This window comes from Fibrobacter sp., assembly GCF_045601785.1.
Taxonomy (GTDB): Bacteria; Fibrobacterota; Fibrobacteria; order Fibrobacterales; family Fibrobacteraceae; genus Fibrobacter.
Genome location: NZ_JAZSAF010000057.1, coordinates 1 through 25,023, shown reverse-complemented (window position 1 = coordinate 25,023; position 25,023 = coordinate 1). Strand labels below are relative to the sequence as shown.

At 53.5% G+C, this 25,023-nt stretch carries 23 protein-coding genes; 14 read left to right on the top strand and 9 right to left on the bottom strand.

What is annotated here, in order from left to right:
* Positions 1–18: 18 nt before the first annotated feature.
* From pyrE to ACKI61_RS08585, 12 genes are all read left to right on the top strand, one after another.
* A complete protein-coding gene (gene pyrE / locus ACKI61_RS08640) occupies positions 19–690 on the top strand; it encodes an orotate phosphoribosyltransferase (protein ID WP_407457339.1) in 672 nt (223 codons plus the stop codon).
* A 36-nt stretch (positions 691–726) separates the two neighbouring features.
* Positions 727–1,401: a hypothetical protein gene (locus ACKI61_RS08635; RefSeq protein WP_407457338.1), complete on the top strand. Its 675-nt coding sequence runs from the start codon at positions 727–729 to the stop codon at positions 1,399–1,401.
* Positions 1,398–2,678 (top strand): hypothetical protein, encoded by a 1,281-nt coding sequence (locus ACKI61_RS08630; RefSeq protein ID WP_407457337.1) that lies wholly within the window; start codon positions 1,398–1,400, stop codon positions 2,676–2,678. The genes ACKI61_RS08635 and ACKI61_RS08630 overlap by 4 nt, the downstream gene beginning before the upstream one ends.
* Before the next feature lie 24 nt (positions 2,679–2,702).
* On the top strand, positions 2,703–4,097 hold the full coding sequence (locus ACKI61_RS08625; protein WP_407457336.1) for a DEAD/DEAH box helicase: 1,395 nt from the start codon (positions 2,703–2,705) through the stop codon (positions 4,095–4,097).
* Positions 4,098–4,228: 131 nt separating this feature from the next.
* Complete coding sequence (gene map, locus ACKI61_RS08620) at positions 4,229–4,990, top strand: type I methionyl aminopeptidase (protein WP_407457335.1); 762 nt, start codon at positions 4,229–4,231, stop codon at positions 4,988–4,990.
* Positions 4,991–4,993: 3 nt separating this feature from the next.
* Positions 4,994–5,329, top strand: coding sequence for a hypothetical protein (locus ACKI61_RS08615; RefSeq protein ID WP_407457334.1), 336 nt, complete (start codon positions 4,994–4,996; stop codon positions 5,327–5,329).
* 121 nt (positions 5,330–5,450) lie between these two features.
* Complete coding sequence (locus tag ACKI61_RS08610) at positions 5,451–6,074, top strand: EcsC family protein (RefSeq protein ID WP_407457333.1); 624 nt, start codon at positions 5,451–5,453, stop codon at positions 6,072–6,074.
* Positions 6,061–7,524, top strand: a complete 1,464-nt coding sequence (locus ACKI61_RS08605; protein ID WP_407457332.1) for a hypothetical protein — start codon at positions 6,061–6,063, stop codon at positions 7,522–7,524. The genes ACKI61_RS08610 and ACKI61_RS08605 overlap by 14 nt, the downstream gene beginning before the upstream one ends.
* Positions 7,525–7,619: 95 nt before the next feature.
* A complete protein-coding gene (gene fusA, locus ACKI61_RS08600) occupies positions 7,620–9,749 on the top strand; it encodes an elongation factor G (protein ID WP_407457331.1) in 2,130 nt (709 codons plus the stop codon).
* 430 nt (positions 9,750–10,179) lie between these two features.
* Positions 10,180–11,208 (top strand): hypothetical protein, encoded by a 1,029-nt coding sequence (locus ACKI61_RS08595; protein ID WP_407457330.1) that lies wholly within the window; start codon positions 10,180–10,182, stop codon positions 11,206–11,208.
* A gap of 102 nt (positions 11,209–11,310) precedes the next feature.
* On the top strand, positions 11,311–12,546 hold the full coding sequence (locus ACKI61_RS08590; RefSeq protein WP_407457329.1) for a hypothetical protein: 1,236 nt from the start codon (positions 11,311–11,313) through the stop codon (positions 12,544–12,546).
* Between the two features lie 217 nt (positions 12,547–12,763).
* Positions 12,764–13,807: a hypothetical protein gene (locus tag ACKI61_RS08585; RefSeq protein WP_407457328.1), complete on the top strand. Its 1,044-nt coding sequence runs from the start codon at positions 12,764–12,766 to the stop codon at positions 13,805–13,807.
* 7 nt (positions 13,808–13,814) lie between these two features.
* On the opposite strand, the gene mazG is transcribed toward ACKI61_RS08585, so the two are convergent.
* Complete coding sequence (gene mazG / locus ACKI61_RS08580; protein ID WP_407457327.1) at positions 13,815–14,621, bottom strand: nucleoside triphosphate pyrophosphohydrolase; 807 nt, start codon at positions 14,619–14,621, stop codon at positions 13,815–13,817.
* Here mazG and ACKI61_RS08575 point away from each other — a divergent pair.
* Together ACKI61_RS08575 and ACKI61_RS08570 are read left to right on the top strand one after the other, a co-directional pair.
* Positions 14,620–15,528 (top strand): DNA-processing protein DprA, encoded by a 909-nt coding sequence (locus ACKI61_RS08575; RefSeq protein WP_407457326.1) that lies wholly within the window; start codon positions 14,620–14,622, stop codon positions 15,526–15,528. The two genes, mazG and ACKI61_RS08575, sit on opposite strands and share 2 nt — an antisense overlap.
* On the top strand, positions 15,529–15,810 hold the full coding sequence (locus ACKI61_RS08570) for an FtsB family cell division protein (RefSeq protein WP_407457325.1): 282 nt from the start codon (positions 15,529–15,531) through the stop codon (positions 15,808–15,810). It abuts the gene before it with no gap.
* 204 nt (positions 15,811–16,014) lie between these two features.
* Here ACKI61_RS08570 and ACKI61_RS08565 read toward each other — a convergent pair whose 3' ends face one another.
* The 8 genes from ACKI61_RS08565 to ACKI61_RS08530 all read right to left on the bottom strand — a co-directional run bounded on the left by ACKI61_RS08565 (position 16,015) and on the right by ACKI61_RS08530 (position 24,613).
* Positions 16,015–19,080, bottom strand: coding sequence for an efflux RND transporter permease subunit (locus ACKI61_RS08565; protein WP_407457324.1), 3,066 nt, complete (start codon positions 19,078–19,080; stop codon positions 16,015–16,017).
* 7 nt (positions 19,081–19,087) lie between these two features.
* Positions 19,088–20,209 carry an efflux RND transporter periplasmic adaptor subunit gene (locus ACKI61_RS08560; RefSeq protein ID WP_407457323.1) on the bottom strand — a complete coding sequence of 374 codons (1,122 nt, stop codon included), beginning with the start codon at positions 20,207–20,209 and terminating at the stop codon, positions 19,088–19,090.
* A gap of 47 nt (positions 20,210–20,256) precedes the next feature.
* Positions 20,257–20,967, bottom strand: a complete 711-nt coding sequence (locus ACKI61_RS08555; RefSeq protein WP_407457322.1) for a hypothetical protein — start codon at positions 20,965–20,967, stop codon at positions 20,257–20,259.
* Positions 20,967–22,469: a hypothetical protein gene (locus tag ACKI61_RS08550; protein ID WP_407457321.1), complete on the bottom strand. Its 1,503-nt coding sequence runs from the start codon at positions 22,467–22,469 to the stop codon at positions 20,967–20,969. The genes ACKI61_RS08555 and ACKI61_RS08550 overlap by 1 nt, the downstream gene beginning before the upstream one ends.
* An 83-nt stretch (positions 22,470–22,552) precedes the next feature.
* Positions 22,553–23,002, bottom strand: a complete 450-nt coding sequence (rplI, locus tag ACKI61_RS08545; RefSeq protein WP_072977508.1) for a 50S ribosomal protein L9 — start codon at positions 23,000–23,002, stop codon at positions 22,553–22,555.
* Between the two features lie 14 nt (positions 23,003–23,016).
* On the bottom strand, positions 23,017–23,268 hold the full coding sequence (gene rpsR / locus ACKI61_RS08540; RefSeq protein ID WP_173355777.1) for a 30S ribosomal protein S18: 252 nt from the start codon (positions 23,266–23,268) through the stop codon (positions 23,017–23,019).
* Positions 23,268–23,639, bottom strand: a complete 372-nt coding sequence (rpsF, locus tag ACKI61_RS08535) for a 30S ribosomal protein S6 (RefSeq protein WP_407457320.1) — start codon at positions 23,637–23,639, stop codon at positions 23,268–23,270. Before rpsF ends, rpsR begins: the two co-directional genes overlap by 1 nt.
* Before the next feature lie 134 nt (positions 23,640–23,773).
* Entirely contained in the window at positions 23,774–24,613 is an 840-nt protein-coding gene (locus tag ACKI61_RS08530; RefSeq protein WP_407457319.1) for a hypothetical protein, read from the bottom strand.
* Positions 24,614–25,023 lie beyond the last annotated feature (410 nt).

The window sequence follows — 25,023 nt, the reverse complement described above, 5'->3', positions numbered from 1 at the left end:
ACAACCTGTAGCCAAACCATGAATATCAAAGACACCTTTGTCCATTTTCTTGTTGAAGCCGGCGCACTCAAGTTCGGCGATTTCGTGACCAAGAGCGGTCGCAACACTCCGTATTTCATCAACACGGGAGAATTCCGTACCGGAGCAACTCTTTCCAAGCTCGCCGAATTCTACGCGAGCACCTACATGGTACACTTTGACGGCAAGGCCCAGAATCTTTATGGACCGGCCTACAAGGGCATTCCCCTATGCGCCGCCACCGCCATGAAGCTTTCTGACGTGTACAACCAGAATCTCACCTTTACCTACAACCGAAAGGAAGTCAAGGACCACGGTGAAGGCGGCTCGCTCGTGGGCTACAAGTACGCCGAAAAGACGAACGTGGTCATCATCGAAGACGTGATTACCGCAGGCACTAGCGTGAACGAAACGATGCAGGCCCTTTCGCAGATTGAAAACGCGAACGTCATCGGTCTCCTGATCTCGGTTGACCGCAGAGAAAAGCTCGAAAACGGCAAGTCTGCGCTCCAGACGGTTCAGGATCAGTACGGCATCGAAGCCCACTCCATCGTGAACATCAACGACATCATCGCGTTCCTCGAAAGCGAAGAAAACCGCAAAAAGATCAACGCTCCCGAAGGAATCCTCGACAAGGTGTATGCCTACCGCGAAAAGTGGGGCGCACCGTAAGTCCGAAAAGGAAGCATGAGACAAAGCCTGCGAACAATGCTTTTAGTGATGGCGCTACTCTTTACGGGTTGCGCCAGTTCTTACCATTGGTCTGCAAGCCACCCCGCCTACAAGCAGGCGCCCTATGCAGAGATTACTCTCACGGGGCTTCAAAAGGCCTTTGTGCTCACCCGCACCAAGTGGTTCGCCAACAGGCTTGGTTACGGGGATTCCACCCAGATCAAGGCAACCGAATTCTGCGCTAGGGCAATGGAGCGCGAATTCCGCGGTGTCTACAGCAAGATTACGGTATTGCCCGATTCCTTGATAGACAAAGCTCCCGAAGAAAGCCAAAAGCTCGACGATCGCATCTTTATGAAGGGGAAGCTCCCGGAGCAAGGCATTGTCGTCAAGGCCCCCGACGGCACCACTCCGCCGCTAATCCTGATTATCCACGAAGTCATCGTCGGTACGGACCTTAAGCGGGAAAACTTCTTCGACTACGCGCTGATCCACAACGAGTCCGAAGAAAAACGCGAAGTCCAGAACATCAGCGCCATTGTCTCGTATACGCTCTGGGACAACCAGAAACAGCGTGCGCTCTTTAGCGCGGTCGACGAAATCCAGCACCCGGTCAAGGCCAAGGCCCTGAGCGAGCAGGATCTTGAGCAGCTGATGCGGCTGACCGTGCAGCAGATTCGCAAGAACCTGTACCTGGGGGTGAGCCGATGAAACACAACTTCCTAGGATTCATTGCAATTGCTCTGCTGATGCTTTTCGCAAGCACCGCCCGCGCAAAGGACGTCTACTTTGATTCCAAGTGGACCCTGTGGCAAAATGCGGACATCTTGATTTGGACCCCTGAAAAGGAACCGCCAATCGACCCCAAGGAATTTTGTCTGTCGCTCAAGCGAAACAACACAGGCATTGGCGACCCCAAGTGCAGACTCTTTGGCGAATGGGAAAGAGACTCGCTTGCCATGCGCTACGCCAACTGGCTTGCAAGTAACATGGAACCGGGCCTTGACGCTCACTATCTGAAAGCACGCCACCCGTCCATGGCCGCAAAAATTCAGGCCATCGAAGACAAGATAGTTCTCTTTATCACGGACAAGGGCAGCTCCCTCCAAATTGCCATTTTTGACGAGAAATCTTCTGAGCCAAGAGCGGCCGGAAGCGTTCCCAAAATGGCAGACAAGATTGCGCAGGGCGACGAAATCGCATCTACCTTCTTTGACCGCCACACCAAGCGCCGCCTGAGCAAGGAGGAACGGCAGAAGATGGAAACCGAGCCCGACGACCTTTACAAGGAAACGCCCCATTTCAGATCGTGGGCCGGAGTTTCGGCAGGGTATGCCCAGGCACAGATTCCGCTTACGCCGAGCAACTGGTACAAGCGCCGCGTCAAAAGCCATGTGGGCAACTACCGCGTGACACGCGACTCCGTAAGTCTCTGGAACTTCATCGACGACTCCACTCCCCTATTCACCCTGTATGCAGGTGGCATCTGGTTCGGTTTTATCGGCGGAGAAATCTTCTACCGCTACTCCAACCACGATGTCAAAATCGATGAGAAGGACCCCGTCTACGAAGAGCTCGACCACTGGGATTTCACGCAGCACGAGATCGGCCTGAACGTGATGCTTTCAAGGACCTACTCGCCGCTCAAGTGGATGGATTTGCACCTATTCGCCTTTCTCGGATTCCAATACAGCTTCTACAGCGAAGACATCGAGCTGAAGGACAGCAAGAAAAAGCCATCCAAGGAATACGAGACGCGCTTCAAAACCGAAGACCCCTACAAGGGAGCCCTTTTCGGAATCGGAACCCAATGTGTGTTCCTGGAGCATTATGGCTTAAGCGTGCGCACCGGAATTTCAAGCCGCGGCAAGGATATCTACACCGAGCCTTCGCCCGAGGCAGCCGCAGAGCCCACGACGATTGGAGCTTCCACCGTCGACTGGTTCATAAGCGTTGGACTTGAATACCACTGGACACCATTTAGGTAGATTTTTTCTAAATTTGCTCGCACTATGAGCGAAGAAGTAAAAGAAGAAAAGAAAGAAGAAAAAGTCAATCCGTTTTTGACTCCCGTAAAAATCATCGAACCTGAACACAAGCTCCCTGACTATACCTTTGACATGCTGCCCGAAGAACAGAAGAATATTCTTCGCGGCCACGGCTGGACCGACCTGATGCCGGTGCAGCGCAAGACGATTCCTTACATGCTCGCCGCACGCGATATGCTGGTGCAGTCCAAGACCGGTTCGGGAAAGACCGGCGCCTATGTTCTCCCGCTTTTGCAGGTGATTGTACGCGACCATATTTTCCCGCAGGCTCTGATCTTGGTGCCGACCCGCGAACTCTGCTTGCAGGTTCAGGACGAAATTGAAAAGCTCTCTGCCGGAACAGGCATTCGCTCGGTGGCTATTTTCGGCGGTGTAAGCTACGAACCGCAGCTCAAAGCTCTCAAGAACGGCGTACATATCATTGTCGCAACGCCGGGCCGACTGATGGACCATGTGCAGCGCGGCAACGTGGACTTCCTTGACATCCGCGACTTGATTCTGGACGAAGCCGATGAAATGCTCTCGATGGGATTCTACCCCGATATGCAGAAGATTCGCCGCTACCTGCCCAAGCAGATTGCCTGCACCATGTTCAGCGCCACCATCCCCCAGACGGTGAAGAGCCTCGCCCGCGAATTCCAGCGTCCGAGTGCCGAATTCCTTTCGCTCAGCTACGACAAGGTGATTGCCAACAACCTGGAACACCGCTGGTACCCCTGCGACGTGATGGACAAGGATTCCATGACCATCAAGGTGCTGGAATACTACAATCCCGAAAGCTGCATGATTTTCTGCAACAAGAAGAGCGACGTGAGCTACCTGGAACAGGTGCTTTCGGGCTACGGATTCAACGTAGGCGCTCTGAGTGGCGATGTCGCCCAGAACATGCGCGAAAAGACCTTGAACGCCTTCCGCGACAAGAAGCTCCGCATTCTCATTTGCACCGACGTGGCCGCACGCGGTATTGACGTGGACCACGTGACCCACGTGATTGTGTACGACCACCCCGACGACCACGAAGTTTATGTGCACCGTAGCGGACGTACCGCCCGTGCGGGCCGCAGCGGACTTTGCATTTCGCTGATTACCCCGGTCGAAGAAATCGACATGAAGCAGACCGCCGCCGACTTCGGCATCAACTTCATCAAGATGGATGTTCCGACAAACGAAGAAATTGCGAAGAAAGTAAGCGAACGTGTGCGCATGAAGCTCGAACAGGAAAAGAACCACTTCGGTGGCCAAAAAGCCCGCGAACGCATCAGCCGCGTGATTCCGCTGGTGAAGGAACTCGCTAACGGCACCGAAGAAGACCAGATGCTGCTCGCCTACCTTGTTGACCGCTACGCATGGAAAAAGTAAACAGTAGACAGTGGTTAGTAGACAGGAAATTATCCTAACCACTAACCACCAACCACTAAGAACTAACCTCAAAACGAGCAACGCGAGCGCCCTCACACCACAAAGCGCGAAGCGCGAGCTCAAAACCTCAAATGGCTAAGATTAAGATTAAATCCGCAAAAGAAATTGAACTGATCCGCGATGCCGGCGCCCTTGCTGCCGAAACGCTGATCCGCGCCGGCGAAATGTGCAAGCCGGGCGTATCCACCTTGGAAATCGACGAATTCATCGGTGACTTCACCCGCAAGAACAAGGGAATCTCCGCCTGCATGGGCTACCACGGTTACCCGCGCTACGCCTGCATCAGCATCAACGAAGTGGTGTGCCACGGCATCCCGAGCGCAAATACCATCCTGAAGGACGGCGATATCGTGAACATCGACATCACGACGATTCTTTCGGGCTACCACGGCGACACTTCCGCCATGTTCTGCGTCGGTCGCGTAAGCAATCTCGCCAAGGAACTCGTCGAGACCGCCAAGTTCTGCATGGAAGAAGGCATCCGCGCCGCAGGCGAACAGGGCGCCCGCTACTATGACATCGGTAACGCCATCCAGGACATCGCCGACGAACACGGATTCAGCGTGGTCGAAGACTACTGCGGACACGGCATCGGCCGCGGTTTCCACGAAGAGCCCACGCTTTACCACTTCCGCAACAATGTGCTTAAGCAGTTCATCGAAATCGGCAACGTCTTTACCGTCGAACCGATGATTAACGTCGGCAAGCCCGGCACCAAGACTCTCAGCGATGGCTGGACGGCCGTCACCCGCGACGGTTCTTTGAGCGCCCAATGGGAACACACTATTGCCCGCACGAAGAACGGGATCGAGATTCTGACTCTCCCCCGCTAAACCATGTCTCTACTCGGTAACTTACGCAACAAGGCGGTCGAAGCCTTTGTCAAGAATCACGAACTGGTCAAGCGCTTCGGCGATGTCCAGTCCATTTTTATTGATTCGGACAACGGCACCGCCGACGTCTCGATACTCCTGCACGGAGAAATTTTCCCGATCAAGTTCCGCGGCTACTACTACTTCGACGACAGCGATTCGGGTACCGACATCGTCATCCGCAAAATTACCAGCGAACGAGAGTGGATTGACCAGGCGCTTTCGTACTGGCTTGAAGGCAAAACGCTCCGCTACAACCTCCCGGGACTCGCCGGCGGCCTCGCAAAAATTATATTCTAGGCTATGAATCGTGAGGCTAGACACCTCAAAGGCACAAAGTGCCGACCTCATAGCTCATAGCGAGCTTGCGAGCGACCTCATACCTCATAATAATGTATATTAGTCTCATAAGGAGTTTCTTATGAGCGATTGCACCGACGAAAAGATGGAAAAATTCAAGGAAAAAATCAGTTCGCTGCTGTTCGAGCTGATTACCGACATTCCCGAATCTCTCTATACGCCATCGGAAAATTCCGACGACAAGATTAAAAAGCTGATTCGCCAAGCATCCATCAAGGCGGCAACGGTAAGTGCCACGCTTTCGGTACCGGCGGGACTTACCGGTGTACTGACATCGATTCCCGACATTGCCGCGATTTGGCGCATCCAGGCACAGCTCGTCTCCGACATCGCAGCGACCTATGGCAAGTTTGCGCAGCTCAGCCGCGAAGCCATGGTCTGGTGCCTGTTCCGCCACAGTGCCGCCCAGCTGGTACGCGACATCGCCGTCCGCACCGGGAGCCGCATCGTGGTGCAGAAGCTCTCCCTTGCTGCACTCGAAACTCTCCTCACCAAGATTGGCATCAAGATTTCAACCAAGTTCCTAGGCAAGGTCGCGCTCCGCGCCATTCCCGCCATAGGCGCTATCGGAAACGGAGCCTACTCCTTCTACGACACCACCGAGGTCGGCAAGACGGCAGCCGCCTACTTCAAGGCACTCGCCGACCAGGAGGCAGAAGTTCAGGAAGCCGATGTCGTCTCCTAAAGGTAAGAAGAACGCGTTCCTCTACGCGGCGCTTTCCCTAGTTGCCCTTGCCATCTTCGCATTTTCGTTTTTCTTCGAAACCATCCCCTACCACGACGGGGCTGGTTTCGACGGGACATTCTACCAGGAAGTCTTCCGCAGCTTTTCGACGGATTTTTTTTCCACAGGCTACGACAGCTTCCGCATCCAGCGGATTTTCCCGTTCTGCCTGCTGCACTATGTCTACAAGGCGCTTTCCATTCCGCTGGATAATGCACACATGACGGCGGGTGTTATCGTAGCGCAATTCATCAACCTGTTGCTCCAGCTTTTCCTGTTCTTCCGGCTCGCTAGGCAACAACAGTGGAAGTTGGCGACGACCACGATCCTCTTCGCCTTGTTCTTCTACAACTTCGGCACCCTGAAGAACTGTGGCTACGACCCTTACCAGACGGATTCCTTCGCCGTTACCATAGCACTCGGTGCGTACTACCTGCTGCTCCAAAAAAAATGGGCCTTATCGTACGCGGTTTCTCTCCTTGGGCTCATCACTTGGCCCATCATCCCCGCGACGACCGCCCTGTTGATTCTGTTGCATGATCAACCAAAGAAATCAAGCGAAAGCCCGAATAAACTTGGGCCGTTCATTTACAAGTATTCCCCGCTAGCGTATCTCCTTGCAGTTGCAAGCATTGTCGCGGCCCTCATTGCAACCCACAAGGCGCACGTTTTCGAAATTCTACTCATGTCTGAACCAAACCCTTGGTGCGTCACGACATCGCTTGCGGTCATGTTCGTTCTACTCCGATTCCTTTTATCCAAAGCGTCGCCTTTCCCCTGGAGCGTTCGGCAAACGCTTTCTGCATTTTCCTTCAGGCGCGCCCTGCTCATCATCGTACCGATCATCGCCATCAAGGCAATACTATGGCTGCACACGAACAACGAGTTTTTCTTCGACGGAAAGCTGTTCCTGCTGCAGACTCTCATCCGTCCACTAAAATACCCCGCCATCACCTTGGCAGGCCACACCGCATACTGGGGCATCCTCCCCCTGCTTGTTCTCGTCTTTTTCCGCAGTTTCACCCAGAAATTCACCAGCGCATCGCCGGGGCACGCCTTGGCGTTCCTTGCGCTTGCCATTTTTGCGCTCGACAGCGAAGCAAGGCACATCGCAACCTTCACCCCGCTTATCCTGGTCGTCCTGGGGCAGATTCTGAACGAAATCCATCTTGGGACAAGAACGGTGGCGGCTCTGGTGGCCCAGCAGCTACTGCTTAGCCACTTCTACATTCCCCTCAACGGCGAAGGAATGGCACTGGCGCTCGAAAAAGAGGAATTTTCTGTATTTCCCGCCCAGATGCTCATGATGAATTTTGGGGCCTGGATGACCCCTGCGACCTACATTTTCTGGATAATTGTCGCACTTGGCACGCTTTTTGCGCTCCGAAAGCTGCTTAAACCCGTCGATTAGCCCCCTGTGGCAAATGTGCCCTTGAGAACGGGGGCAAATTTTTCTATCTTTGGGCGCAACTCAAACAAACATCAACTCCATTTGTGGAATAAAAAATGAAAAACATCGAAAAACACAGAAACATTGGTATTTCTGCCCACATCGACTCGGGTAAGACTACCCTGACCGAACGCATCCTCTACTTCACAAAGCGTATTCACGCTATCCACGAAGTTCGTGGTAAAGACGGCGTCGGCGCCACGATGGACTCCATGGAACTTGAACGCGAACGCGGCATCACGATTCAGTCTGCAGCCACGTTTGCAAACTGGACCCACACCAAGTCTGGCGAAGCCGACTCCATCAACATCATCGATACCCCGGGGCACGTGGACTTCACGATCGAAGTGGAACGTTCTCTCCGCGTGCTCGATGGCGCTATCCTCGTGCTCACCGGCGTGGAAGGTGTTCAGTCCCAGTCTATTACCGTTGACCGCCAGATGAAGCGCTACCATGTGCCGCGCGTCGTGTTCGTGAACAAGTGCGACCGTTCCGGTGCAAACCCGCTCCGCGTGGCTGTCATGCTCAAGGAAAAGCTCAACCACAAGCCCTGCGTCATGCAGATTCCTATCGGTCTCGAAGACCAACTGAAGGGCGTGGTCGACCTCGTCGAAATGAAGGCCTACTACTTCGAAGGCGCTAACGGCGACGACATGATCGAAAAGGATATCCCGGCCGAACTCGTTGACCAGGCTAACGAATACCGTGAAAAGCTGATCGACTGCTGCGCAGACTACAGCGACGAAATCATGGAAAAGGCCATGGAAGGCCAGTATGGTGTGGACCAGATCGACAAGGCCCTCATCAAGAAGACCATCCGCGAAGCAACCATCCGTCTCGACATCACTCCGGTGTTCATGGGTTCTGCTCACAAGAACGTCGGTGTCCAGAAGCTCCTCGACGGCGTTATCGACTACCTCCCGTGCCCGACCGATGTCGAAAACAAGGCTCTCGACCTCGACAACAACGAAGCCGAAGTCGTGCTGAAGTCCGAAGACAACGCACCGCTCGTCTGCTACGCATTCAAGCTCGTGAACGACCGCTACGGCCAGCTCACCTACATCCGCGTTTACCAGGGTACCCTCAAGAAGGGCGACATGATCACCAACATGGCCACCGGCAAGAAGGTGTCCGTGGGCCGTCTCGTGCGTATGCACGCCGACGAAATGGTGGACATCACCGAAGCCGGTGCAGGCGACATCGTTGCCCTGTTCGGTATTGACTGCGCTTCCGGTACGACCTTTACCGATGGCAAGAACCACTACAACATGACTTCTATGCACGTGCCGAATCCGGTGATCGAACTCGTGATCGAAGCCAAGAACCGTGACGACCTGGACAACATGTCCAAGGCTCTGAACCGCTTCACCAAGGAAGACCCGACGTTCCAGGTGGAAGTCGACAAGGAATCCGGCCAGACCATCATCAAGGGTATGGGCGAACTTCACCTCGACGTTTACATCGAACGTATGCGCCGCGAATACAAGTGCGACGTGACGACCGGTGCTCCGCAGGTGGCTTACCGCGAAACCATTACCCGTCCGGCCAAGTTCGACTACACTCACAAGAAGCAGACCGGTGGTTCTGGTCAGTACGCTAAGGTTGTCGGCGAAATGCGTCCGATGGCTGTCGAAGGCGACCAGGAAAAGGTTTACAACTTCGTGAACTCCGTCGTGGGTGGCCGTATTCCGAAGGAATACATCCCGTCTTGCGACAAGGGTTTCCAGAGCTGCATGGAAGCTGGTTCCTTGATCGGCTTCCCGGTTGTGGGTATCGAAATGGAAGTTCAGGATGGTGCATACCACCCGGTCGACTCCTCTGATATGGCGTTCCAGGTTGCTGCCCGTATGGCCTTCCGCGAAGCTTTCGAAAAGGCTGGCGCTCAAATCCTCGAACCGATCATGAAGGTCGAAATCCAGACTCCGACTGAATTCCAGGGCTCTGTCGTGGGTAACGTTTCTCAGCGTCGTGGTACCATCACCGGTACGAGCGAAGAACTCGGCATGACCACCATCACCGCCGAAGTCCCGCTGTCCGAAATGTTCGGCTACGCTACTGACCTGCGTTCTATGACCCAGGGTAAGGCTGAATTCACCATGGAATTCTGCAAGTACCTGCCGGTTCCGAAGAACATCCAGGACGAACTCATCAAGAAGTACGGCGACAAGGCCAAGGCTCGCGCCTAATAAGACCGAAACGGCTAAATTCAGCAGAGTCCCTACTCTGGAGCCAGTTCTCTCGCAAAAGCGTGCAAAACGAGTGTCACAAAAAAATGCTTGCATTTTTTTATGACCGAGTGAAGCCGCGGACGCCGTAGGCGTCAATCGCGACCGGTTAATACCGGTCCCTTTTTGCTCACGGAAGACCGGTCGTGCCCAACTTCTTAGAAGTTTAAAATCCTCGGAGTGTGAGCCACAAGCGACTCTGCGAAAGCGAGTCGTGGTGGCGAGAGGGCAGGCTCTAGAGAATGTATTTTGAAGAATTCAGACAGTCCGGTCTGTATAAGCTCCGGGGATTTTTGTTTTGAATCACACTCTGAAGAGATTGTTCAATTTCCGCTTGACAATGTAAGCGTATTTTTTACATTTGAGATTACAATCATAATCAGGAGCTACAATGAACCGCCTTACCACGAACGCCTCATTATTCGGAGCCGCTCTGGCTGCCACATTCGCCTTTTACGCCTGCGGCGACGACAGCAGCTCGGGTCCCAGCGGAGATTCCGGAACATACACATCCACAGAGACCAACAGCTCTTCGTACCAGATGCTCATTGACGAGAACTCCCAGACGATGCACCTTTCCGGGAGCGGCGATTTCGAAAACATGTGCCTTGTCAAGGGCAACACGGTCGAATGGGGACAGGTCAAGGTTACATCCGGCGAGCGGCTCGCCCAGTACAAGTTCGTTGGCGACACCCTGGCAATTCTTTGGCTTGACAACGAGGAAGGCGAATATGAAGATTACGGTGAGATGTTCGTAGGCGGAACGGCCGGAAACATCTACGGATCCTGGAGCAGCATTCCTTGCATGTACCACGATAGAGGCCGGGACAGCCGCACCATCTGCGATAGCGACTTCGAAGGCGTCCAAACTACGCTTACCATTTCGGACGGCTCCTTCAGCAAGACTACGACGAAAACGACATCGCAAGCATCGGCCAGCGACTACCCCACCAGCCTGTTCAGAATACACCTGTTCACTTATCTCGCCACCGGTAGCAAGGGCGACATTCCCACTGCAGGCGACATATTCGGTCACTCCTTCGATCAAGTTCCAACGGCCGAGGCTTTGGCCATGCTCGGCATCGTTTCTACAGATGTTTCCTTAACTGGCGAATCGTTCACCTATGCAGGCATCCCCGTTACGGTTGAAATTCAAAAGGCCTTTAAAATGGATGACGATAACAAAGCCGCCATCGTAAATGTTACCGCCAATGGCGTAACCTGCACCGGCATACGCGAGGAATTCGAAGAGATTTCCCGCGAATACTGCACCACCGAAAACATCAACTTGTTCGACACCGACTCCGACACCGATGCCAACGGCAACAAGTACTACTACGCCTATGATTACCTGAATAAGAATATCGACGAATTCCGCACATGCATTCAAACGATTCTGCCCGTGACTCCGGCGCAGTAAGTTTAGGCTAAAAGACTTTAAAATTCCCTGGCATTAAGCCGGGGATTTTTTCTTTTCGGTTGAATATATTACATTTTAGGCAAACATTTTTGAGGGTTTCACATGAGTATCCATTTCAAGAAAAGCATCGTTTTTGGCTGCGCCCTGGCAGCAGCAATCACCCTTTCTGCCTGCGGCGACGACAGCAGTTCCAACCCAAGCTCGAATAACGACAATCCGTCCAGTTCCAGCACCGGCGATACAACAATCAACAGCAGCGATGACGGAACGGGCAACGGAACCGGCAGCGACAAGAACTCCGGAAATGGCGGAGCCGGTGCACCGAATGGCGGCTCCAGCACTTCGAATGACAACACGGAACCTTTACCCGCAGGTTTTGAAGACGGGGAAAGACTCGACTTCAGCATAACCGTCGACGAAGCCGCAAAGACGTTTTCGATGACACTCGCCGATCAGGCCAACATGGCCTGCGTCAAGGATCTAGAGAGCATCGAATGGAAGTCGGTTCCAAAGAACCCGCTTGCAGAGACCCTAAAATACGACTTTGTCGGAGACACGCTCGTCATGTACAACTGGGACAGTTACGACAAGGCGTTTGATACCGAAGGAGTTATGTACGTCGGCGGTTCGGCTGGCTCGCTCAACGGTTCCTGGAAATTCACCCCGTGCGAATATGACAGTGATATAGGTAAGTCCACCTGCTATGACGATCTCGACGATTCCTTTGACGCCCTGGTCACTTTCTCCACGAACTCCTTGACGCTCATACAGAAGTCCGGAGCAAACGAATTCGATTATTCAAAGACGGAATTTAGAGCATACCTGCTCAGTTCCATAAATCGCGGATACAATATGTTCCCTTCTGTTTATGATCTTTTCTACAACTCCGAAAGCACAGAAATTTTCGAAAACATTGAATCACTGGACCTGACAAAAACGGGAGAAACATTCAAGTACAAAGGAACGGTTTATACCGTGAATGTTCCCACCATCAAAAAGAGTGGCATCAAGCGCTCCATAACAGTCGAAATTGCTTCTGCCGAAAAAAAATGCACCAGCTCTTACGAAGCGGCATCCTTCGTCACAAAAGAACTCTGTTCCGATGCCAACAGCGACTACCTTGAATTCGATACCGAAGAGGACGAAAACGGCAATATCTTCCATTACGCCGAATACTACGAAAAGGAAAACAACATCGAATTCGAGAACTGCCTAACGGACCTGTTCGGCATGACGGACGACCATGAAATCATTTACGACGATTACTCTCCCCTGTACAAAAAGGCGGCCAAGAAAAATTCGAAGAAGCGCCAGAACATTTTCATGAATTTGTTCTAGTAAAAAAAATCCCGCAGGGCGTAAACCCTGCGGGGAGTGGAATTAGAAGAAAACAAGCGTGCTTCCGGTCTATTCTACCCCGTGATTTGCTCCAGCATCCCTTCGCTAAACCAGAATGGACTGGAAGCACATTACCTAATATAACACGTAATTTCCCGTTGCGAGGAAAAATTCGTAAAAACCTTATTCCAAAGTGGAATGTTCCCATTTAGAAGCCATGAATATCAATTTCAAAAAAAACATCATTCTTAGCAGCATCCTAACAGCAACCATCCTTTCCGCCTGCGGGGACGACAGCAGTTCCAGCACGAATGCGGAGAACGACAATCCGTCGAATTCCAGCATCGGCAACAACACGCAGCCTTTACCCGCATGGTTTGATGATGCGGAAAAGGTCCATTATAACCTGTTTGTCGATGAAGATGCGCAAACCTTTACGATATTGCTCTCTGAACAATCCAGCATGGCCTGCGTCATCGATGGGGACAATGTCGAATGGAAGTCGGTTCCTACGATTTTCGATGAGACCTATAAGTACGACTTCGTGGGCGACACGCTCGTCTTGTACTTTTGGAACCGCGATGACGTAGACTTCAGCACGAACGGAGCGATGTATGTCGGCGGTACGGCAGGAAATCTCTACGGTTTTTGGAAATACATCCCGTGCCTATATGACAGCGAGAAGAGCAAATCGAAATGCAGCGACAACGACCCATTAACTTTCGCTTTCATCTTCTCGGATAAAAACGTAACGACCGCAAAACAAAACCCCGACGACGAAACTTTTGACTACATGAGTTCTAGTTTCAGAGAGTCTCTGCTCTCTGCCTTAGATAACGGACGCGAATGGGTCCCCTACATTGAAGAATTAACCGACCCCGCTAGAGACAAAAAAGAATTCGCTAGCATAAAGGAGTCAAGCATTACAAAAACGGGCGAAACATTCAAGTATAAGGGAACGACCTACACCGTAAATGTTCCCGTATACTCATTCCCAGATGTCGCCTACAATCGTGCGATTACAATCGAGATTGCTTCGGCAGAAAAGAAATGCACCGGCACCTTAAACATTTCACTCAAGATTTCAAAAGAGCTCTGCACGAACGAAAACCGTTCGAATCTTTCGACAGCCATCTTCGAAGACGCTAATGGCAACTCCTTCCGTTATGCAAAACGCTATGATAAAGAAAATAACGGTGAATTCAGAAGATGCCTGGGAGAGCTATTCGGCTTCGAAGACATCGATAGTCTCTTTGACTAAAGCTTTCTCAAAACTTTGAACTCGACTTCTTCGCCTGCTTCCACATTTGTTGCAGACCTTCGAGGCCAATGTCCTTCATTTCCTTGCCTTGGTCGCGGGCCATCTGCTCAACGACACGGAAGCGGCGTTCGAACTTGGAGTTTGCGCGTTCGAGAGCAAGCGCCGCATTGAAGCCGCAATGCCTAGCCACATTCACCAAACTGAACATGATGTCACCGAACTCGTCTTCCATGCGCTCTACATTGCGATTTTCGGGAGAGGCCGCTTGCATTTCGGCGCGAAATTCACTAAATTCTTCTACGACCTTGTCGAATACTGGTTCAGCCTCGGTCCAGTCAAAGCTCACTTTGGCAGCACGGCGCTGGAGTTCCTGGGCACGGGCCAGCGTGGGCAGGCTCTTGCTTACTTTGTCCATAGCGGACTTGCCCTGCATTTGTAGATTGTTTTTTTCTTGAGCCTTGATGCGTTCCCACTGGCGGACAACGCCGTTCGAATCATCGACCTTAGCATCTCCAAAGACGTGCGGGTGGCGACGGATCATCTTCTCGCAGATTCCCTGCACCACATCGTCGATTGAAAAATCGCCGTTCTCCTTGGCTACCTGAGAATGGAACACCACCTGGAACAGGACATCGCCTAGTTCTTCGGCCATGTGCGCCTTGTCGTCTGCCTGGGCAGCATCGATGTATTCATGGGATTCTTCGACCAAATAGGGAAGCAGCGACTGGTGTGTCTGCTGACGGTCCCAAGGGCAGCCTTCCGGAGAACGGAGGGTCGCCATGATTTTCACCAAGTCTTCAAAGGAGTATTTCATGACAGACAAAGATAGAAACATCATTATGCAAAACGAATTTCCGCTTGCGCTTCGGGAATCCCGATTCGCACCGCAGCGGCTGTACTACCGCGGAGCCCTGCCTACGGGCGACGCGATAGGAATTGCGATGGTCGGCACGCGCCGTCCTACCAGTTCAGCCAAAGAACTTTGCCGACGCTTGGTAAAGTCGCTCAAGGGAACTCGCGCCGTGGTGGTCTCGGGGCTTGCCCAGGGAATCGATAGCTACTGCCACGAAGCGGCTCTCGAATTCGGTATACCGACCATCGCGGTAATCGCCCAGGGGCTAGATGTCGCCATCCCCGGAGAACGCCGCGAACTTGCAAGACACATCCTCGAATCAGGTGGGGCAATCATGAGTGAATACGAAAACGACTTCCCCGCCTTCAAGGGGAACTTTCCGGCAAGGAACAGAATCATCAGCGGACTTTGCCGCTCTACCGTCCTGGTGCAGAGCAAGCTGAAGGGCGGCGCCCTCATTACTGCCGACCTGTGTCTGCAAGAGAAAAAGATGCTGTTGGCCATCCCCGGAGATTTTGACAGCGAAGCCGCAGCCGGGCCAAACGCCTACCTGGACCAGGGCAAGGCGAAGCCTGTCTTTGTACCGGAAAGTCTATACGTTGTCGCCGGGATTCCAAAGGTTCAGAACGCGAACAGCGAGCCTACCGCAACGAGCCTTTCCCAAATTGCGGCGACCGGTTGTGAACTTTCGACAGAAGCGCTCACCCTTTTTAAGCGTTTTAACGGATTTCGGAAGACTTTTCAGGAGTTGCAAGACGAGTGTAACTTCAAGTCCAACAACATATTAGCTATATTAACAGAGCTAGAACTTTCGGGACTAGTCCAAACGCAGGACAACTACCAGTTCTATTTCAACGGAACAACATAAATGAGCAAGGGACTATTACTATTCATTCTGGTGATCCTGATCGCTGCCGCCGTGGTGATCATGCCGATCTTTTTTGGCAAGGATAGCCTGAACCAGCAGCACAAGGTTTCTCTCGACATCGAGAAATACCAGGCGCAGATAGAATCCCTGCACCACGCAATAGATTCCTGCAACCTTGAAATCGAACGACTCCGAAACGACTCCCTTTACAAAGAGAACCTGTTGCGCACCCGCTACGGTATGAGCCGCAAGGGTGAGCACGTCTTCCAGATGGTAAAATAAATCAGACGCGAGCGGGCTTCCGTGAGCCATAAGCGACTCGTATCAACGAGTCGTGTTGGCGAGAGTGAGCGCTTCGGGGACGAACAATGCTGATTAGGCGCGAGCGGGCTTCCGTGAGCCATAAGCGACTCGTATTAACGAGTCGTGTTGGCGAGAGTGAGCGCTTCGGGGACGAACGAAGTTGATTAGGCGCGAACGGTCTTATTAAGCCATTTTGGAAGCATCGGTGCTCTTCATGGCATCGAGTCTAACCTTCCCTGCAAAGAAGCTGTAGGCCGCAGGCACAATGAATAGCGTCATGAACGTCGCGAAGGTGAGTCCACCTGCGATGGCGATCCCCATCGCAATACGGCTCGGGGTGCCGGTCATAATGAGCGGCACAGCGCCCAACACCGTCGACATGCTCGTCATGAGGATTGGGCGGAAGCGGCGTTCCGCCGCCATCCGAGCCGCCTCGAGCTTAGAGCAGCCGGTGTTTGCTGCAATCTGGTTTGCAAATTCCACAATCAAGATACCATTCTTTGTCACAAGTGCAATCAAGAGGATCAGCGCAATTTCGCTGAAGATGTTCAAGGTCTGCCCCGTAATGAACAAGCAGGTGAGCGCACCCGCGAGTGCAAGCGGCACCGTAAAGAAAATCACGAAAGGCGCCCGAAAACTTTCGAACTGCCCCGCAAGCACCAGGAACACCATAGCAAGCGCAAGCAGGAACACGATATAGAGTCCGCTAGAACTTTCCTCAAACTCCTTCGACGAACCGCTCAGAGCCGTACTCACGCTGGGGTAATCCTTAAGAATCCTCTTTGCGATGCGGCGCATCTCTTCCACGCCGTCGCCAATCGTCTTGCCCGGTACAAGGCCAGCCTGAATTGTCGCAGCTGAAAAACGGTTGTAGCGAGGCAGCGACGGCGAGGCGGACTTTTCGCTGAAAGTAATGAAGTTGTCTAGACTCACCAGTTCGCCCGCCCGATTCTTGACCGTAAGCATCGAGATGTTTTCGGGCATGCTGCGGTACTGGTAGCCCACCGCACCAATGATATCGTACTGACGGCCGTCCTTGTAGAATTCGCCGTAACTTTGGTCGCTAATGGCAAGCTGCACCGCCTGTGCGATGTCGTTTACAGACACGCCTTCTTCGTTCGCCTTGTCACGCAAAATTTCAATATGGAGTTCCGGCTTGGTAAAGCGCAGGTTCGTGTTTACCACGCTGAACACAGGACTCTTGCTTGCTTCCTCTTCAAACTTGGGAACCAGCACTCGCAGAATTTCGATATTCGGCGCCTGCAGCACAAACTGCACCGGGAGTCCACCGCGTTGCGTGCTGATGCTCTGCGGCTCAAAGACCATCACGCGCAAGTCGGGGTATTCGTTGCCAAGCAGCTGGATGGCACGGGCAATCTCGCTCTGTGAGCGGCGAGCCTTTTTGTCGTCGGTCAAGGTCAAGCGCATTCTCGAATTACCCGCATTCCATGCACCCGCCTGGAATTCGGTATATTCGTTGCTATCCAACAGGGCTAAGACTTCTTCTGCGAAGGCATCGGCCATGCGCTTGGTGCGCGTAAGCGTCACACCTTCGGGCATGTTCAAGTTCACCATGACTGCATTGGAGTCTTCGGTCGGCGCCATTTCGCTACTCATGTTGTTGAAGCAGAAATAAGCAGCCACCAAGAGCGCCGCCACAATCGGAAAAAGCAACAGGCGCAACTTCAAGAACCCACCCAGCAATACAGAATAAATCCGGTTAAGCCCGTCGAAGAACGGCTCCGTCACGCGGAAAAGCCAGCCCTGCTTTTGACGGCTCAAGAACTTGGAACAAAGCATCGGCGAAAGTGTCAAGGCACAAAGCGTAGAAAGGAACACCGTGCCAATCATCACCGCCACGAATTCGCGGAACAGAAGTCCCGTCGTACCGCCCAGCGCAAGCACCGGCACGAACACCGCCATCAGTACCACGGAGGTCGCAATTACCGCAAAGAAAATTTCATTCGTGCCCGCAACTGCAGCCTGCTTCGGCGTCATGCCGCGTTCAATCTTATGATAAATGTTTTCGACAATCACGATGGCATCATCAACCACAAGGCCAATCGCCAAGACCATCGCCAAAAGCGTCAACACGTTTATCGAGAACCCGCACAAGTAAAGCACAAAAAAGCTACCGATCACCGACACCGGCACCACCACCATCGGGATAAGCGTCGTACGGCCTTCGCGGAGGAACGCAAAGATAATCGCAATCACCAAGAGGAACGCAATGAAGATGGTCTCCACCACTTCTTTAATGGATGCGCGGATGTTGACGGACGTGTCGCGACCGTAAAGGACTTCGACGCCTTCGGGAATTTCGCGACGGATGTCCTCGACACGCCTGTAGAATTCATTGGCTATTTCCACATGGTTTGAACCGGGCTGAGCCATAAGCGCAAGCGTAATGGAGTTTTTGCCGTTGCGCCTAAAGCCCGTACGGGTATCCTTGGGTTCGTAATGGATATCCGCAACATCCGAGATGCGAATGACTGTGCCGTCTGCAGCGGTCTTGATTGCGATATTTTCAAAAGCTTTCGGATCAAGAATTCGACCGAGCGTGCGAATCGAAAGGGTCGTCTCGCTACCTTCGATAGAGCCCGAAGGCAGTTCCAGGTTGCCACGCTTTAAAGCAGCCGACATCTCGGCACCGGAGACTCCCAAGGCCTGCATGCGCACTGGGTCAATCCACAAGCGCACCGTCGGGCGCTTCTCGCCCCAGATTGCAATTTCAGAGACTCCATTGATGGTCTGCAGGCGTTCTTTTACAAAGTTGTTCGCGAGTTCCGATACGTCCATCGGATCGAGCTTGTCACTCACAAGGCTCACCATAAGAATCGGGTCGTTGTCGCTGTCGGACTTGTAGACCGTCGGCTCGTCGACATCGTCGGGAAGCCTGCGGCGCACGCGGCTCACACGGTCGCGAATTTCGTTCGCAGCCGCTTCCAAGTCCATGCCCGTCTCGAATTCGATGTTGATGAACGAGAAACCATCGCGACTAGTAGAGGTAAGAGCCTTGATGCCCGAAGCACTGTTGATGGACGCTTCTAGAATTTCGGTCACTTCGGCTTCGACCACCGCCGCGTTCGCTCCGGGGTACGAAGTACGCACCTGGATGAGCGGATAGTCTACGTTCGGGTATTCGCGCACGCCCAGGTTGCTTGCACCAAAGGCGCCCAGCAAAATAATGACGAGCGCCATCACGGTCATGAGCACCGGGCGACGGACGGAAAGGTTCGCTACACTCATCGCTCACCTACTCCACTTCATAATCGGTATTGTGACGGATTTCGCGAATCCTGACAGGAACCCCTTCACGCAGGCTGATGAGTCCCGAAGTAATCACGGTATCGCCTTCGCTTAGGCCAGACACCACGTCCACCGAAATCGGCGTGCGGAGTCCCGTTTCGACATGCTTGATTTTTGCCTTGCCCGCATCGACCACATAAAGGTAGGCGCCATCCTTGTCGAGCGTAAACGCTTCGGCAGGAATCGGGAAACTCTGGCTGTGTCCGGATTCCATCGACATGGAGACTTTTGTATAGGAGCCTGCCAGCAGGTCTCCCTTCGCGTTGTCGACTTCAACTAAAATTTGGCGTGTGCGGCTCGATTCGGAAAGGGCCGCTTCGAGAGCCTTCACCTTGCCGGACTTCGCCACATTGCGTTCTTCGTCGCGGATTTCCACGGCATCGCCCTGCTTCAGGGACGATGCATAGCGCTGCGGAAGCGAGAACTTCGCCTTGAGTTTTTTCACGTCGCTGAGGGTTGCAATGGATGTCCCCGTGGTAAGCCAGGCGCCCACGGACACGTTCACAAAGCCGAGCTTGCCTGCAAACGGGGCCCGCACTTCGGTCTTTGCAATCTGCGCCTTAATCAGTTCTTCGGATGCTTCCGCCGACTTGAGCGAGGCCTCGGCACTTTCCATGTCGGCCTTGGTCGCGCCGTCCTTCTCGTAGAGAGCCTTTGCGCGGTCGTACTTCTGCTGGGCGAGCATCTTGTTCGACTCCGCCTGCTTGAGTTGAGCCCTAAGCTCCGAATCGTCGATCTTTGCAAGGAGCGCACCCTTCTGCACCTGGGCGCCATCGCGAGCGTAAAGGTTCATGAGCCTGCCCGATGCCGCCGCCGTAAGCGCGACGCTGTTCATGGCCTCGAGAGTCGCCATCGTCGAAAATTCCTTAGCCGCACGGTGGGCCTCGGCAATGTAGCCCTCGACCGCAATTTCGCGAGCAGGCCTGCCTCCGGGACCGCCCTTGCCGCCCGGACCGCCCTTGCCCTGCGAAGCACCCGGCCCACCAGGACCGCCCTTACCTTGGGGAACATCACCACCACCGCAAGCGGCTAAAACCAACGCGACAAGCAACAGAGCAAAAAATTTCATGTTCTTTAGATGACTGGGCGAAAAGAAAGGTTGCATCGGAAGGCTGATTAGAATTTCACATTGAGCATGAGCCCGCTGCCGTCTTCGTAGAATTCGGGGACAAATTCCATGCGCTGCGTAAACGCATTGGACGAGGTGGCTCGGTAGACGCGGATGGTATTGAGCATTGACACGACGCGGTTCAAAAGAAGAGCTCCCACCGACACCTGGAACACGATGCGGCTCACGCGGTAATGGCGGAGCCTGCTCTTGTATTCGTCGATATGTTCGGTCGTCTCGGGATTGTCGCTAGAACCCCAGTCCCACTGGATGTCGGCATCGAGATCTTCGTCGATTGTCTTGCCGGAACGCAGCTGCGCCTGGTTGTAGTCTTCGTCCATGTCGGGTGACGAGTTCTGCCCCGCAACACCACCGCGGCTACGGTAGTCGCCCACCGTATTGAGCATTGAGACGCTGTGGCTGTTGCTTGTAAGCCCCGCGTGGCGCACCGCATAGTTGTGCGCCGAGGTAATGTAGCGTTCGCCAATGGCGTAAGAGCCTATCGCCGTGAACCAAAGGGCGATGTCGGTCCACACGAAAGGCCGCACGAACTTCTGTTCGCCCAGGTACAGTTCACCCATACCCGGAAGCAGCGCCGAAGCGCCCATCGCAAGGTACCATTTCTTGCCGGAGTTCTTGCTAACGCTTTCATCTACCGAAACCACCACCTGCGAGAAGGCGGTCGCTGCGGCAAAGAACAATACCAAGAGAAGCTTCATCAGAATCCCCAGCTGGCCTGCACATTCACACCAAAACCGCCCACCAGCGAAACACCGCTGTCGAAGTGCAGGTGGTCGTACCAGGACAGGTCTTCTTCGTAGAGCGACTTATTGTGAGAATTCGCCGTAATGGCTGCGTCGATGGCCGAGACGATGTGGTTCAAGATCAGTCCACCGAAGAACCATGCCTGCATGTCGGCGTAGTCGGTCGCCTTGCCGCGCAGGGAGCGGTACTCCTTGAGATTCTCCGATTCGCCAAGGGCGACCGTAGCAGACTCCGGATCTTCGAGGCCGAGCGCCGTTGCCACCGTGCGGTTTTCGACATCATCCCAGCCGAGCACGTATGCATTGTCGGCAATCAGCTGGTACACTTCGGACTTGTTGTCGAACTTGACCTTGTGCTTTTCGCTCAGGAGCGTCTTCGGGTTCTTCACGAAGTCGTTCACATATTCGACATCGTTATGGTACAGCTTGTCGCGGTCGTAACAGCCGTGCATCGAGGCGTTGCCGAAGATGGCCTCGCAGAACGACTCTCGGCTCCCCAAGTAGCGGCGGCGGAACTCGGATTCATAGTTTACCGCGTCGGCGTTGTAGAGGTCGCGCATGCCGCGTTCATAGCGGCCAATCGAGAAATGTTGCTTCGCAAACTTCTTGTACTTGCTCACCTGTTGGTCGTACTTGTAGACCGAGAAATAATACCAGCTGCCCCACAGAGCCGCTTCGAGCGCCAGATAGACGCCTCCGCGAATATTAGTGAAGTTGGAACCGCCCACATAGAGCTGACCGGAGCCCGGCACCAAAAGCGACATGAACAGCGCCTTGCGCGGGCTCTTGTAGCGGCCCTTCATCTCGTCGATGCCGTTCACCTTGGAAACCTTCACCGGGCCGAGCAAGTCGCGGCGGTTCATGCTGCTAGAAGAAGGAGCATCGGATGCAGACGAAGAACTGGAAAGAGCGGCGAGCGAATCACGTTTGCGGGCTTCTTCAATAGACGCATTGATGGCAGCTTGCTTTTGAGCGGCATAATCCATGGCCGCCGAATCAGAAGCAGCAACCGAGTCGACTGCCGCGGAATCGGCGTCCAGAGAATCAGCATCAAGCGTGTCGGCTGCAGCAACCGTCGTAGAAGAATCAGCAACTGGGGCGACAACAGCGGAGTCAGCTACACTGCTCGACGAGACTTCGACAGAGCTAGACGATGCAACCGACGAACTTGAAACGGAGGCCACGCTGCTGGAGCTTGCAAGCGAACTCGACGACGCAACCACGCTGCTGGAACTTGCGACCTTCGCGCTGCTCGATACAGGCGCCGATGCTGCAGGAGCGACAGCGGCACTCGAAACCGGAGCGGGGGTAACGCTACTAGAAGACGCGACCGCCGCAGAGGACTGTTCGGCGGCTTCCGCCTCCGCCTCAAATTCCGCAAAAAGGTCGCGGGGTTGAGCAAAGGACTGAACCACAAAAAGACCGGCTACACAGGCCGTAAAAAGAAACTTGCGCATACGATAATAAAATAGAAAAAACACTAAAAAAGGACCGCCCCCGAAGGAGCGGTCTTTAAGATTTCTAGTGATTTAGAAAAAGCTTAGGCTTTCTCTGCAACCACCCAAACCTTGACCTGAGCTTCAACGTCGCTGAAGACCTTGATCGTCACGGTGTAGACACCGAGCTGCTTGATCGGTTCTTCGAGAGCAACCTGAGCACGGGTAACCTTAACGCCCTGCTTGGTGATGGCATCAGCGATGTCGGCAGCGGTCACAGAACCATACAGACGTTCGCCTTCCACAACGCGGCGTTCGAGGTTGACAGAAACCTGAGAAAGCTTGGCAGCCACGTCACCTGCGGCAGCGAGTTCCTTCTGGAACTGAGCTTCGACAGCAGCGCGGTTGTTTTCGATTTCAAGCTTGGCTTCCTTAGTTGCGCGAACAGCGAGCTTGCGCGGGAAGAGGTAGTTACGGGCATAGCCGTCCTTAACCTTAACCACGTCGAGCATCTTGCCCAAGTGGGGAACATTGGCCTTAAGAATAATTTCCATAGTCTAGTTCCTCCTTAGCGCAGACTGTCCGAAACGAACGGGAGAATAGCCATCTGACGGGCACGCTTGATAGCTTCGTTCAGCATACGCTGATACTTGGCGGAGGTGCCAGAAATGCGGCGAGGAATGATCTTACCACGTTCAGAGATGAAGCGACGAAGAGTCTTTTCGTCCTTGTAGTCAATGAACTTGACGTTGTTTTCCGTGAACCAGCAAGTCTTCTTGCGGCGGATACGGGTTGCCTGCTTCTTATCTTCAAAAGCCATTATTCAGCCTCCCCTTCTTCTGCGTCAACCGGGACGATGTCTTCGGTAGACTGGGTCTGAGTTTGGTCGTAAACGATTTCGCTCATCGGATAATCAGCGAGAGTCATCCAGCGGAGGACATTTTCGTTCAGCTTGAGGGCTGCTTCCATAGAGGCGACCGTAGCGGCTTCTGCCTTGTAGTAGAAGATAACGTAGAAGCCATGCTGGCGCTTCTTGATAGAATAGGCGAGCTTACGCTTGCCCCAATCGTCGCGGCGGAGGATTTCGCCGTTGCCGTCGGTGATGTTCTTGGCGATAGTCTCGATTTCGGCCTTGATAGCGTCGTCAGAGATCATAGCGTCGATGATCACCATCGTTTCGTATTGTCTCATAATGAGTCCCTTTGGTCTTTCGCCCAGGTTACCACCATTGGCCCCGGGAGGGTTCCGATAAAATCGGTGACCCAAATATAGAAAATGAAGGTAAAATGTCAAACCTCGGGGGCTGGTCTACCGCAAAAAAGCGGTCAGGCACCGAACTGAATCCCCAAGAAAACGGTTTTGGACCATCCATCCTTGCGTCGGTTCATGTACTTTTGGCCCCCGACCTCAAAAGAAATCCAGGACGAACGCAGGGTTTGGGACACCCAGGGCCACACTTCCCGAAGATTAAACGCGATCCCCGGAACCAGGCTCAGGAGGAAGTCCTTCCTAAAGTTGTAGTCGAGCTGCGCCCCAAAAGTCCCACCGAAAAGACGCGAAAAGTTATAGCCAGCCCCTAACGAGATCCCTCCCGAAAAGCCCGACAGCGAAAACGATTGCTCGCAAAGCGCTTCCGTTTCTGCAGAATCCAGTTCCGCCAGACTGGACGTTTTCCACCAGTGGTTCTTCTTGGTCGATTTGTCGGAGACCTGCTTGCGGAACTCCGCGAAGCTCGTATTTTCAAAGCCTAGTACCGAGCCCACATACATGTCCACCGAACCGATCGTGGTGTGCAGACGGATGTAGCCGCTGTAGCGCTGGTACATGACCATCACGTCATTGTCCAAATCACCGCCATAGAACCGAACGTTGCCGCCCCCACTTAACCAGTCCAGGTAGAAGTATTCCATCTGCACCTGCCAGGAGCCCATGCAGTCGCAATCATGCGGCGGGATGTACATTCCAAAGCCCATGCCAAATGTAAGGCCCACCCCATTGTAGGCGGTCTGCCCCGGAAGGGGGATGGACCGGTATTCCTTCTGTTGCGACAGCGTGTCGGTCGCTGGCGAGTCGGACTTGTCCTCAACATGCTGATCTACGGCGTCTGCCGCAAACGAAGCCGACAACCCGAACACAAGCGCTATCAAAAGAAACAAGAAAGGCACGGGTATAAGCTAGAAAAAAATAAAGGGGGAAGCATCCCCCTCGTTACAATCGCAGCCCTGCTGCGTTTTCCACTACCCCTTCTCCTAGGGCTCCGCCCTAAAACCCGGATAGCGTTAGTTGTTGGCCTTTCGGCTCCTCTGTGAGCAACAAAGCCCTCGGGTGTTAACCGAGGGCGGTTGCGAGAGGATTGGCTCCAGAGTAAGAACCCTGATGGGCTTAGCCAATCCGGTCTTTAGTCGTTGGTCTCGCTACGCGAGCCCATGACTCGTCGGCTCGGTCCTATATTTAAAAAGGACGAAAATCACCCCTTCATTAGTCTATTTTTAGAAATGGGTAGGAGATGGGCAACCCGGCGGCTCGGTAGCGCCCGACGCAGTGCATGACATTGGGACCCATCTCCTTCAACCCA

What these genes read in the sequence shown, in the direction of transcription:
- pyrE (WP_407457339.1), top strand. Translation starts at nt 19, where the DNA reads ATGAATATCAAAGACACCTTTGTCCATTTTCTTGTTGAAGCCGGCGCA.
- ACKI61_RS08635 (WP_407457338.1), top strand. Translation starts at nt 727, where the DNA reads ATGCTTTTAGTGATGGCGCTACTCTTTACGGGTTGCGCCAGTTCTTAC.
- ACKI61_RS08630 (WP_407457337.1), top strand. Translation starts at nt 1,398, where the DNA reads ATGAAACACAACTTCCTAGGATTCATTGCAATTGCTCTGCTGATGCTT.
- ACKI61_RS08625 (WP_407457336.1), top strand. Translation starts at nt 2,703, where the DNA reads ATGAGCGAAGAAGTAAAAGAAGAAAAGAAAGAAGAAAAAGTCAATCCG.
- map (WP_407457335.1), top strand. Translation starts at nt 4,229, where the DNA reads ATGGCTAAGATTAAGATTAAATCCGCAAAAGAAATTGAACTGATCCGC.
- ACKI61_RS08615 (WP_407457334.1), top strand. Translation starts at nt 4,994, where the DNA reads ATGTCTCTACTCGGTAACTTACGCAACAAGGCGGTCGAAGCCTTTGTC.
- ACKI61_RS08610 (WP_407457333.1), top strand. Translation starts at nt 5,451, where the DNA reads ATGAGCGATTGCACCGACGAAAAGATGGAAAAATTCAAGGAAAAAATC.
- ACKI61_RS08605 (WP_407457332.1), top strand. Translation starts at nt 6,061, where the DNA reads ATGTCGTCTCCTAAAGGTAAGAAGAACGCGTTCCTCTACGCGGCGCTT.
- fusA (WP_407457331.1), top strand. Translation starts at nt 7,620, where the DNA reads ATGAAAAACATCGAAAAACACAGAAACATTGGTATTTCTGCCCACATC.
- ACKI61_RS08595 (WP_407457330.1), top strand. Translation starts at nt 10,180, where the DNA reads ATGAACCGCCTTACCACGAACGCCTCATTATTCGGAGCCGCTCTGGCT.
- ACKI61_RS08590 (WP_407457329.1), top strand. Translation starts at nt 11,311, where the DNA reads ATGAGTATCCATTTCAAGAAAAGCATCGTTTTTGGCTGCGCCCTGGCA.
- ACKI61_RS08585 (WP_407457328.1), top strand. Translation starts at nt 12,764, where the DNA reads ATGAATATCAATTTCAAAAAAAACATCATTCTTAGCAGCATCCTAACA.
- ACKI61_RS08575 (WP_407457326.1), top strand. Translation starts at nt 14,620, where the DNA reads ATGACAGACAAAGATAGAAACATCATTATGCAAAACGAATTTCCGCTT.
- mazG (WP_407457327.1), bottom strand. Translation starts at nt 14,621, where the DNA reads ATGAAATACTCCTTTGAAGACTTGGTGAAAATCATGGCGACCCTCCGT.
- ACKI61_RS08570 (WP_407457325.1), top strand. Translation starts at nt 15,529, where the DNA reads ATGAGCAAGGGACTATTACTATTCATTCTGGTGATCCTGATCGCTGCC.
- ACKI61_RS08565 (WP_407457324.1), bottom strand. Translation starts at nt 19,080, where the DNA reads ATGAGTGTAGCGAACCTTTCCGTCCGTCGCCCGGTGCTCATGACCGTG.
- ACKI61_RS08560 (WP_407457323.1), bottom strand. Translation starts at nt 20,209, where the DNA reads ATGAAATTTTTTGCTCTGTTGCTTGTCGCGTTGGTTTTAGCCGCTTGC.
- ACKI61_RS08555 (WP_407457322.1), bottom strand. Translation starts at nt 20,967, where the DNA reads ATGAAGCTTCTCTTGGTATTGTTCTTTGCCGCAGCGACCGCCTTCTCG.
- ACKI61_RS08550 (WP_407457321.1), bottom strand. Translation starts at nt 22,469, where the DNA reads ATGCGCAAGTTTCTTTTTACGGCCTGTGTAGCCGGTCTTTTTGTGGTT.
- rplI (WP_072977508.1), bottom strand. Translation starts at nt 23,002, where the DNA reads ATGGAAATTATTCTTAAGGCCAATGTTCCCCACTTGGGCAAGATGCTC.
- rpsR (WP_173355777.1), bottom strand. Translation starts at nt 23,268, where the DNA reads ATGGCTTTTGAAGATAAGAAGCAGGCAACCCGTATCCGCCGCAAGAAG.
- rpsF (WP_407457320.1), bottom strand. Translation starts at nt 23,639, where the DNA reads ATGAGACAATACGAAACGATGGTGATCATCGACGCTATGATCTCTGAC.